The organism is Patescibacteria group bacterium (assembly GCA_041662965.1).
Lineage (GTDB): Bacteria > Patescibacteriota > Patescibacteriia > Patescibacteriales > GWC2-42-12 > JACPHD01.
This window is the reverse complement of sequence record JBAZRI010000002.1, coordinates 159,996-170,644: the sequence shown is the minus strand read 5'-3', so window position 1 is coordinate 170,644 and position 10,649 is coordinate 159,996. Positions and strand designations below refer to the sequence as shown.

The following is a 10,649-nucleotide window of genomic DNA, read 5'->3' as shown; positions in this document are numbered from 1 at the left end:
TCAAATCAATATTGGCCGCGTTGACGTAAACCGTGCGGCCGTCGCGGATAGCTTCATAGCCGTCAACGATTAGAGACTGGGGCGAACCTTGGAGCTTCAGATTCTTTTTGTACCAGGTTAGAGGAGAAAAATGCTCCGGGTTAGGTAAGACGCGCAAGGCGATGGCGTCGGGAGAAAGGGGGGCGGCGAGAGGACTATCTCCGGCGAACAAAAACAGGCCGGAGAGTATTAAAAATAATATCAAACCGAATTTAATAGTTTTGTTTTTATTAAAATGAGGCATGGGAAAATATTAAAACCTTAGCTATTTAATTAACGCCATTATGTAGTAATAATAGCATAATTAGGGATATAAAAAAATACTTTAGCTTGACATTATATTTTTACCTGTTATAATTTAACTACTACCCCCACCATAGGTATAGGTATCATACAAATTTTCAAATTCCAATTTTCAATTTTCAAAAATAAAATTAATCCTCCGCTAATAACTATTTAACTATTAATTCTAATTAAAATCTATGACCGAGCAAAAAGCCAAAGCCTTAATCGGCTTTAAAAAAACCAAAAGCCTCTTAGAAAAAATTATTCAAATGGTGCAAGCCGACGAATACTGCGTGAATATCATGCAGCAAAATCTGGCGGCCATCGGCTTACTGCGCTCCGCTCATGAGATGCTTATGGAAGGGCACTTAAACAACTGTTTTAAATCCGCCTTTGAAGCTAAAAATATAAAAAAACAAAAAGACATGACCGAAGAAATTTTAAAAGTAACTAAATTATTTAATAAATAAAAATATATTATGATGTACTATAATCAGTTTTTTCCCGGCCTGTTTATGCCATTTTTCATGATAATCGTTTGGATTATCATCATCGCCGGCATCGCGCTTTTAATTAATTGGCTAGCCAAGCAAAGCCGATCAAGCCGGACTGACGGCAATTCCGCCCTAAATATTTTAAAAGAACGGTATGCCAAAGGTGAAATTGACCAGAAAGAATTTGAAACTAAGAAAAAAGATTTAATATAACTAAATATGCCTAGTCTAAACAAATTCAACTTGCCTATAAAAGGCCTGCGCTGCCAGTCTTGCGAGATTCTGGTTGAAAACCGGCTTAAAGAAGTTGCAGGCGTAGTTAAAGCAGAAATCAGCCAGCGCCTAGGCCTGGCGGAAATTTATTATGATAAAGAAAAACCCGAGCTTAACCAAATCGCCGAAGCTATAAAATCAGCCGGCTACAGCCTGGGCGAAGAAGAGGCCAAAGGCTTAATCAGCAAAAACTTAGCCGACTATAAAGATCTGGGCATGGCTTTGCTTTTTTTACTCGGCCTTTATTTTTTACTTAAAGGCTTAGGCTTGGCCAATATTAATATTCTGCCTTCAGACAATGGCGGCGTTACAATGCCATTAATTTTACTCATCGGTTTAACCGCCGGCATTTCCACTTGCATGGCTTTAGTCGGCGGCTTGATTCTCGGGCTGGCGGTTAAACATAATGAACTTCACCCTGAAGCCAGCACAATCGAAAAATTCCGACCGCATTTATTTTTTAATTTAGGCCGGATTATTTCTTTTGCTTTTTTCGGCGGACTTTTAGGCTTATTGGGCTCTACTATAGAGCTCTCAAGCATGGCTTTGGGAATTTTAACCATCGCAGTCGGCTTGGTAATGCTAATTATGGGCTTGCAACTCATAGAAATTTTTCCTTGGGCGAACAAATTAAAATTAACTCTGCCTAAAAGTATCGGCCGCGCCTTGGGCGCGGGCGAAGATAAAAAAGAATACAGCCATGCCAACTCCATGATTTTGGGCGGCCTAACTTTTTTTCTGCCCTGCGGCTTTACTCAAGCCATGCAAGTATTGGCCGTAAGCACGGGCAGTTTATATTACGGCGCGGCCGTCATGGGTTTGTTCGCTTTAGGCACGGCGCCCGGGCTATTAGGCATCGGCGGCTTAACCTCAATAATCAAAAAATCCTTGGCTAAAAAATTCTTTAAATTTTCCGGCCTGGTGGTTATAGCTTTCGCCATTTTTAATATTTCCAACGGCCTGGGTTTAACCGGCTGGAATTTAACTTTTAGCCAAGCGCGAGATTTTAATGTTAACGACCCTAACGTCATTTTAGAAAACAATATTCAAATTGTTAAAATGAAGGAATTAGCTAACGGCTATTCGCCCAATAATTTCACTGTTAAGCTGGGCATTCCGGTAAAATGGGTGATAGACGCTGAGGCGCCTTATTCCTGCGCCGCCAGCCTGGTTATGGCAAAATATAATATCAGAAAAAATTTGGTTAAAGGCGAAAACATAATTGAATTTACGCCGCGCGCGGCCGGCCGCGTTCCTTTTTCCTGCTCTATGGGCATGTACACCGGAGCCTTTAACGTAGTTGAATAAATAATCACGCTGACCTTAAACATTTATATGAAAAAAATTATTCTAAATATAGCTAACATGCACTGCGCTTCCTGCGCGGCCAATATTGAACACAGCTTAAGAAAAACTAGCGGAGTCATTTCGGCTAACGTTAATTTTGCCACGGAAAAATTAAATTTAGAGTATGATCCGGATAAAGTCAGCCTGGAGGACATAAAAAAACAGATGAAAAAAATCGGCTACGAGGTATTTGACGGCACGGCCGAGGGTCATAATTCCGGGCCTAGCCAGGCCGAAGCTTCAACTAAAAAATTAAGAAAAATTTTTATTTTTTCCGCGCTTTTAGGCTTGCCGATTTTTTATTTGGCCATGGGCGAAATGTTCGCTCTGCCGCAGCCGCCATTATCTTTAAAAATGGAGATAGTTATTCAATTCGCGATTACGACGATTATCATGATCATAAATTACCCTCTCTATATATCCGGCCTGAAAAAACTGATTCAGCTAAACCCCAATATGGATTCTTTGATTGAAACCGGCACCTTGGCCGCTTATTTTTACAGCTTAACCATTTCTTTGCTGATTTGGTTTAAGCCTGATTATGCCGGCGACCATTTATATTATGAAAGCGCGGCTTTTATTTTAATTTTTATCACTCTGGGAAAATATCTTGAAGCCGTAACCAAAGGCAAAGCCGGCGCGGCCATAAAAAAATTAATCGGCCTGCAGCCTAAAGAAGCGACCATCATAAAAGATAATAAAGAAATAATAATTCCCATCTCTGAAGTTAAAGTCGGCGACATCATCCTGATTAAGCCCGGGGAAAAAATCCCTCTTGACGGCGTAGTAATAGACGGCCATACCAGCGTGGATGAAAAAACGATTACCGGCGAAAGCCTGCCGGTAGAAAAAAATATTGGCGACGAAGTTATTGGAGCTACGCTTAACAAAAATGGTAGTTTAAAAATTAAAGCCTTAAAGGTCGGCGGCGATACCATGATCGCGCAGATTATAAAAATTGTGGAACAGGCCTTAGCCACTAAAGCGCCAATTCAACTTTTGGCCGATAGGGTCGCTTTCTATTTTGTGCCAACGGTTATAGTTATAGCCGTAATTACTTTAGCTGCTTGGCTAATTTTAGGATATTCTTTTACTTTTGCCCTAACCGCCTTTGTTTCGGTTTTAATCATCGCCTGCCCTTGTTCTTTGGGCCTGGCCACGCCCACGGCCGTGATGATGGGCACCGGGCTGGCCGCGGCCAAAGGAATTTTAATTAAAAACAGCCGCGCTTTAGAAACCGCCAAACGCATTACCATGGTAGTGTTTGATAAAACCGGGACATTGACTAAGGGCGAGCCGGCCGTCACTGACATTATTGCCATCTCGAGCGGAGTGAAAAATCCATTAAATACTGACCGGATTCTCCAGCTCGCCGCCTCGGTTGAAAAAAATTCCGAGCATCCCTTGGCTGATGCCATAGTCAAAAAAGCCGCTAACAAAAAATTAGAGTTCATGCCGATACAAAATTTTATGGCCATACCGGGCAAAGGCGTCAGCGCTGAAATAAGCGGGCGAAATATTATTCTGGGCACGAGAAAATTAATGGTTGAAAATCAAATTGATATTTTGCCGATTGAAAATAAAACGGCCGAGCTGGAAAAACAAGGAAAAACCACCATGATTCTAGCCGTTGATAAAAATATCGCCGGCTTGATTTCACTAGCCGATACTTTAAAAGATAGCTCCCGCGAAGCCATCGCTAAATTAAAAAGCCTGAATAAAAAAATCGCCATAATTTCCGGAGATAACAAGCGAGTGGCCGAAGCTATTGCCAAAGAGCTGGGAATTGATTATGTTTTAGCTGAAGTCATGCCCGAGGATAAAGCCTTGGAAGTGAAAAAACTGCAAGCGCGAGGCGAAATCGTCGCCATGATCGGCGACGGCATTAACGATGCGCCGGCGCTGGCCAGCTCCGACCTGGGGATTGTCTTGGGCTCGGGCACGGATGTGGCCATGGAAACAGGCGAAATTATTTTAATTAAGGATGATTTAAGGGACGTAGCCGCGGCCATTGACTTAAGCGTTTTTACCTTAAAGAAAATCAAACAAAATTTATTTTGGGCGTTTTTCTATAATATTATCGGCATTCCGATAGCGGCCGGCGTTTTATATCCTTTGACCGGCTGGCTTTTAAGCCCAAGCCTGGCCGCCGCCGCTATGGCTTTTTCTTCCGTCAGCGTGGTTTTAAACTCTTTGTCCATGAAAAATTATAAAGCCTAGGCTCCTTTGTCATTCCCGCGAAAGCGGGAATCCATTTCCTTGGTATAATAAAACTCCCGGCGAAAATCGGGAGTTTTTTGTTATATTTTAAATATTAAAATAAAAATTTCGACACATCGGCTGACATACATAGAAATTACTGATACCTACTTTTTCAGTAATTTATTTAATTCCGAAATAATTTCCACTACTGATGAGGAATCTTTAGCTAAACGATCAGCCAGCGATAGGCTATATTGAGCGATATCATCCCTTTTAATATCGTGCCAAATAGGTAAAACAACTTTCTTATTTCGTTTTTCTTTTGCGAATAAACCGTTTAATTCATATTCTGTCCATTTCTTCTTGGCTAAAAAAGATTTTGACAGAACGACTAAACCATAAAGAGAATTTTTTAAACCATTGTCTATTGCCGGCCGTAAATCATCACCCCAACCAAGCTGAAAATCATCGTACCACACCTCAACGCCAGCCCTCCTAAGTTCTTCGGCTAGTTTTTCCACGAATGATTTATCTTCACTTGCGTGGCAAATAAAAACATCAAATTTTTTTGTTTTTTTAGCCACAACTCGTGAAACTGGAATTTTTTCTCCAAATTTAGGAACCACCCTATCTAAATTTGTACTTTTAGAAGGAACACCTAACTTGCTAAGTAATTCGGATTGCTGGGCTATTTTATCTTTAGTTTGCCCTATAGCCGTCCGGATAATTTGCTCTAAGTTTGAGTTATACTGATTAATCTGTTTATTTACATGCTCGGCCTGTTCAATTAAGTACTTAAGAATCCTATCTTTGTCCGCCTTTATCTTTTCCGCGTCATTATAAAAATTAATTATGTCAAAAACTATTTCCTTATCTTCTATCGCAACTTCCTCAGTCCACATAATTCTTGTGGAGGGCACACAATGCAATAAGCTTTCGTCTCCGTTAAAGGGTAGATGGAATGAAAAAACCTCTTTCGAATAACTTTTCCCTGGATCAACTAGAAAACCGGAGCCAAAATATTCTGATCGGATCATTTCTTCCCTCGTTGTAACCGTTAAATCATCCTGCCTGAATATTAATGCCTGAATTTTATATTTTTCTAGCTGGTCGGCAATATACTTTGCTTCATTTTCTGGGCGTGAAATCTTTACATTTATCTCAACATCTTTTTTAACACGAGAAAATTGCGCATCTAGTGTTGCGCCCAAATCATACTCATTAAATATTCTAAATCCTGACCTATTTACTAGCATAACATTTTTAATTTAAAACTAAATTATATTATAAATTATAATTTAACTTACCAACCTCTTCTTCGCAAACTTCTCAATATAATTAATTACCTCTTCTTTGGCTTCAGCTGGACTTTCCGCCACCCATCTGGCTAAAAGATATATTTCAGACTCCGTGGCCCTAAGCCATTTTTTATTCAAATACAAAAAAATTAAAAGCGTGGCGACAGCGATTCTTTTATTGCCGTTCTGAAAGGGATGGTTTTTAATCAAGAGATAAAATAAAATTGACGCCTTGCCGGTCAGGCCTTTATATAAAAACTTTCTTTCAAATTTTTGAAACGGCGAAGCCACGCAGCTTTCTAAGGCATGCGGAAATCTGGTTTCAAATTCCGGTATAGGCTCGTCCCAGTTCATCGTATCTTTGGCTAAGCGATGGGCAATATTTTTTATTTCTTTGACAGTAATCAATTTTATTTGCATAAATTATTCCTTGCCTAATAATTTTAAAGTCCCCCCATATTCGTTAATTACTTTTAAAACTCCTTTGGCGATTTCCTCTTTTAATTGTTCGGTTAAATCATTATTAAGCATAACGCCGGCATCTTCAGCGGCGATTATATAAATGTTTCCTATTTTTTCCGCTTTAATCTGCCCTTTTTTAATTCTATTAAAAACAGAAACTCGGCTGATTTTCAAAATATCGGCCAGCTCCTTAACTGTATAATATTTTTTATTATTAATTATTTTCATAAAAATCTATGTTAACCTACTTGCTAATTATATTCATAGGTTAACACATGTTAACCTACTTGTCAATGATTAACATAAACTTAATATAATAGCTAATATTAAATATAATATTTTAAATTAAAAAATAAGGCGGTTCGAAATTGAACCGCCTGTTGTTTGTTTTCACGCGAAACCGAGGCTATAGCCCCAGAATCTTTGCTACCGTTTCGGGTTTGCAGTTGCCCGCGTTGATGATGTTTTTCTCCAGGTTGGCGGCGGCCGAATCGGTAAACTTAAGGCCTGTGGCTGTGGAAACCACTACCACCCGCTCCCCCTTTTTGATCCAGCCTTTTCTGACGGCGTTTCTGACCCCTGCCAAGGCGATACCAGTCTGCGGGCAGACGAAATAGCCGTCTTTACCGCAGATGGCCACGGCCTCGTTTAAATCCTCTTCTTCAGCAACTTGCATGGCTCCTTCTGAATTGACAATCTCCCGCATAACCTTATTGCGAGAAACCGGATCACCGATTCTGGCGGCAGTAGCCGTAGTCTCACCCACTTCAACCTTTTGGTACAAATTACGCCATTGGTTCAGAAAGTTGGCATGCGCTCCAAAATTTCCTAGCCTAACCGAGCCCCAAGATTTGGCCAAAGGGTTAGCCGCTCTTGACTGGCAGCCGAGGATTTTGGTGTAATTCGGCATGCCGAATTCGGTCAAAAGCCTTAACGCTTTACCCACAGACGAACTGTTGCTACCGTTGCCGATGGGAACCGCGAACCAGTCCGGCAGCTTCCAGCCGAAATACTGCACCGTCAGGAAAACCGTGGCTTGATGGCCTTCAATTCTGGTGGAATTCAAACTATTAGCCGGGAACGCTCCGTAATCACGAACCAACTCCTGCATGACTTCCATGCAATCGTCAAAGCTTCCGGGCAAGGTTATGACCATGGCGCCGTGAACCAAAGGCTGAGCCAGTTGAACCGGCGTTACCTTGCCTTTCGGCAGAATCACAAAACACTTGATGCCGGCCGCGGCCGCGTATGCCGCCGCCATGGCCGAAGTGTCTCCGGTAGAAGCGCAACCGACCGCCTTGATGCCCATGGCTTTGGCCACGGACATCATGACCGTGCCGCCGAAATCCTTGAACGAACCGGTCGGCCCCAGACCTTCCAGAATGAGATGGAGATCGATGTCACCGCCGACCCAGTCCATTAAATGGCGCCCGGCCTTGACGATAGGAACATTGCCTTCGCCAAGAGAAACGATGTGCTTGTCGGGCAGATACGGCATTATCCATTCCTTGAACCGCCAGACCCCGGATTTCCTTTTCGGATCATCAGTATTACCCGCGCCCGTGGGATTGGCTCTGGCGTCGAAGATCACCACGAGCTCGTCCACAGTTTTACCTAATAATTTAAAATTGTGCATAACATCGAATAGACCGTCGCAACTCGGACACTTAAATTTTCTTTCCGCGAGCAAATACGCTGTTTGCCCGCAACTGATACACTGTAACCACGTCTGCGCCATCAAAAATTGAGTCTTCATGCTCCGTTCCTCCATTCCACGTAAAAATTGTTTTTAAAAAGGACATTCCGTTATCCGCAATCTGACTTTAAAATTTACATTGTTTTACACAAATAGTCAATATACTGCTTGCATCTGTTCAAAAGTCAGCTATAATACAATTATGATGAATTTAGAAAAAATCAGGCAAGATTTTCCAATATTCTCAAAATCAATCAACGGCCAACCGCCGGTCTATTTTGATAATGCCTGCATGAGCCTTAAGCCGCTTCAGGTAATTAAGGCTATGAACGAATACTACTATGACTATCCGGCTTGCGCCGGCCGCAGCGGCCATAAACTCGGCGAAACCGTGACTAAAAAAGTGGAAGCGGCGAGAATCGCCATGGCCGAATTTATCAACGCTAAACATGCCGAGGAAATAATTTTTACCCGCAATACCACCGAAGGCATAAACTTAGTCGCCCACAGCTTAAAATTAAACGCGGGCGATATAATCTTAAGCACGGATAAAGAGCATAATTCCAATTTAATCCCCTGGCAAATTTTATCTGAAAAAATCGGCGTCATCCATAAAGTCATAAAATCAAAGCCGGACAATACTTTTGATCTGGCTAAATTTGAGTCCGAGATGACCGACCGGGTTAAATTAGTCGCCATGGGGCAGACTTCTAATTTAGACGGCGTTACTATTCCGGCCAAAGAAATAATTAAAATCGCGCATCAGCATGGCGCCTTGGTACTCTTAGACGCGGCTCAATCCGCGCCGCACCAAAAAATTGATGTGGCCGGTTTGGACGTTGATTTTCTGGCTTTTTCCGGACATAAAATGCTCGGCCCGACCGGCACCGGCATATTATACGGTAAAAAACATTTACTGGAAAAACTGGAACCGTTCTTGGCCGGCGGCGATACGGTTGAATACTCTACTTATGACGGCCATAAATTTTTGCCCATTCCGGAAAAATTTGAAGCCGGACTGCAGGATTACGCCGGCATTATCGGCTTAGGCGAGGCGGCTGAATATTTAAAAAAAATTGGCCACGATAATATCGCCGCCGAGGAATATAAATTAAATAAATATATTACGGATGAAATAATTAAAATTCCCAAACTGAAAATTATCGGCCCAGCCGACCCGCGTTTAAGATCCGGCATCGTTTCCTTTTATATTGAAGGCATAGATTCGCACCAAATCGCCATACTCTTAGATGAAACCGCCAACATCATGATCCGCGCCGGCCAGCACTGCGTTCATTCCTGGTTTTATGCCCATGGAATTAAAACATCAGCTCGCGCCTCCTTGTATTTTTACAACACTATGGAAGAGGCGGAAATATTCGTTACCAGCTTAAATAAAATAATTAAAATATTATAATTGCCCCTATCTGTCATCCCGGACTTGATCCGGGATCCAGACGTAAACGGTGAAAACAATTAATTTATAATCGCCAGCGTAAACTCATCTTATTACGAGTCTAACCTGGATTCCGGCTCGTAGGCCGGAATGACAAAAATTTATATGTTCTGTATCCTCGCTTTAATCGTTTTCTCAATTTTAGGCGTCTTTAGCGCCACCCACCGCGCTTTAGCGCTAGAGGCTCTGGATTGCGTTTTTAGAAGAGTAACTTTCCGGCCCTGTAATACCGGCTTTAAGGAAAAAATGAAAAATAAAATCTTGGCGAAAATCTTAAATCGCTCTGATTTAGCCGCGCGGTTATTTAATAAACATTTTGAACTCTTGTCTTGGGTATTTTTTATTTTAATGATAGCCAGCACTTTCTGGATCGTTAAAGGCGGTTATAATTTTTATTTATACGGCAGCTGCAACGGCCTAAACCAATCGGGTTTTTGCGCTTTTGATCCGAGCGGCGAAAATAACAAAGTAACCGAGCTGAACGCCGTCGGCATCTGCAGCCCGGAAGCGCAAAATGAAAAAACTATAACGCTTTCGGGAGTGGATTTGTCCGGTTTTCCCGCAATCAGCACCGGTTCAAAAGACACTATTGTTTTTATCGGCTGTTATGAATGCGATTACAGCCGTAAAGCCTATCCGGAAATCCGCGAGCTGGCTAAAAAAGAAAAAACCAATTTAATTTTTGCCCATTACCCGGCCATAACCAATACCAATTATTTATCAGAAGTAGGCTATTGCGCTTACAACCAAAGTCAAGAAAAATTTTGGGCTTTAAATGACTATTTATTTACCGCGGACAAAACAAAACTGTCTGACCAAGCATTTATTAACCAGGCTCTAACCACTTTCGGTTTTAATGCCGATGAAATAAATCAATGCGTAAATAGCGCCGAAGCTAAAGCCGCGAATGAAAAGCAATTAAAAGAACTGCAAAAAACCGACCTTTACGGCACACCAACGATTTTCATCAACGGCCAAGTTTTCGTCGGCCCTAAGCCTTACCGGGTTTATAAAAGCGCCATCAAAAAATTCATTTTCTTTTAAAATAACGGCAATTTGATAAAACAAAAAACTCGGGCTTCGCGGCCCGAGCTTTT

At 41.7% G+C, this 10,649-nt stretch carries 11 protein-coding genes; 6 read left to right on the top strand and 5 right to left on the bottom strand.

Translation table 11 applies throughout. The features are described from left to right. The coding region (locus tag WC639_02260) for a hypothetical protein (GenBank protein MFA6306599.1) at positions 1-283 on the bottom strand (283 nt) is incomplete at its 3' end. Between the two features lie 238 nt (positions 284-521). Between WC639_02260 and WC639_02255 the strand changes: the two genes are divergently transcribed. Genes WC639_02255 through WC639_02240 form a run of 4 tightly spaced genes read left to right on the top strand, consistent with a single transcriptional unit; the run spans position 522 to position 4,658 of the window. Continuing rightward, positions 522-794, top strand: a complete 273-nt coding sequence (locus WC639_02255; GenBank protein MFA6306598.1) for a metal-sensing transcriptional repressor — start codon at positions 522-524, stop codon at positions 792-794. 9 nt (positions 795-803) lie between these two features. Beyond that, positions 804-1,031, top strand: a complete 228-nt coding sequence (locus WC639_02250) for an SHOCT domain-containing protein (GenBank protein MFA6306597.1) — start codon at positions 804-806, stop codon at positions 1,029-1,031. Between the two features lie 6 nt (positions 1,032-1,037). After that, on the top strand, positions 1,038-2,399 hold the full coding sequence (locus WC639_02245; protein MFA6306596.1) for a sulfite exporter TauE/SafE family protein: 1,362 nt from the start codon (positions 1,038-1,040) through the stop codon (positions 2,397-2,399). A 27-nt stretch (positions 2,400-2,426) separates the two neighbouring features. Continuing rightward, positions 2,427-4,658 carry a heavy metal translocating P-type ATPase gene (locus WC639_02240; protein ID MFA6306595.1) on the top strand — a complete coding sequence of 744 codons (2,232 nt, stop codon included), beginning with the start codon at positions 2,427-2,429 and terminating at the stop codon, positions 4,656-4,658. A gap of 146 nt (positions 4,659-4,804) precedes the next feature. Here the strand turns inward: WC639_02240 and WC639_02235 are convergent, their stop codons facing one another. The 4 genes from WC639_02235 to thrC all read right to left on the bottom strand — a co-directional run bounded on the left by WC639_02235 (position 4,805) and on the right by thrC (position 8,036). Further along, on the bottom strand, positions 4,805-5,896 hold the full coding sequence (locus WC639_02235; GenBank protein ID MFA6306594.1) for a toll/interleukin-1 receptor domain-containing protein: 1,092 nt from the start codon (positions 5,894-5,896) through the stop codon (positions 4,805-4,807). Between the two features lie 42 nt (positions 5,897-5,938). Continuing rightward, positions 5,939-6,358, bottom strand: coding sequence for a type II toxin-antitoxin system death-on-curing family toxin (locus tag WC639_02230; protein MFA6306593.1), 420 nt, complete (start codon positions 6,356-6,358; stop codon positions 5,939-5,941). Between the two features lie 3 nt (positions 6,359-6,361). Then, the gene (locus WC639_02225) at positions 6,362-6,628 is read right to left on the bottom strand and encodes a helix-turn-helix domain-containing protein (protein MFA6306592.1); all 267 of its coding nucleotides are present in this window, start codon (positions 6,626-6,628) and stop codon (positions 6,362-6,364) included. A gap of 178 nt (positions 6,629-6,806) precedes the next feature. Further along, entirely contained in the window at positions 6,807-8,036 is a 1,230-nt protein-coding gene (thrC, locus tag WC639_02220; GenBank protein ID MFA6306591.1) for a threonine synthase, read from the bottom strand. 262 nt (positions 8,037-8,298) lie between these two features. Here thrC and WC639_02215 point away from each other — a divergent pair, with 262 nt between their 5' ends. Further along, positions 8,299-9,513 carry an aminotransferase class V-fold PLP-dependent enzyme gene (locus WC639_02215; GenBank protein ID MFA6306590.1) on the top strand — a complete coding sequence of 405 codons (1,215 nt, stop codon included), beginning with the start codon at positions 8,299-8,301 and terminating at the stop codon, positions 9,511-9,513. Positions 9,514-9,657: 144 nt separating this feature from the next. Beyond that, positions 9,658-10,596 (top strand): thioredoxin domain-containing protein, encoded by a 939-nt coding sequence (locus tag WC639_02210; protein ID MFA6306589.1) that lies wholly within the window; start codon positions 9,658-9,660, stop codon positions 10,594-10,596. The last annotated feature ends 53 nt before the right edge of the window (positions 10,597-10,649 follow it).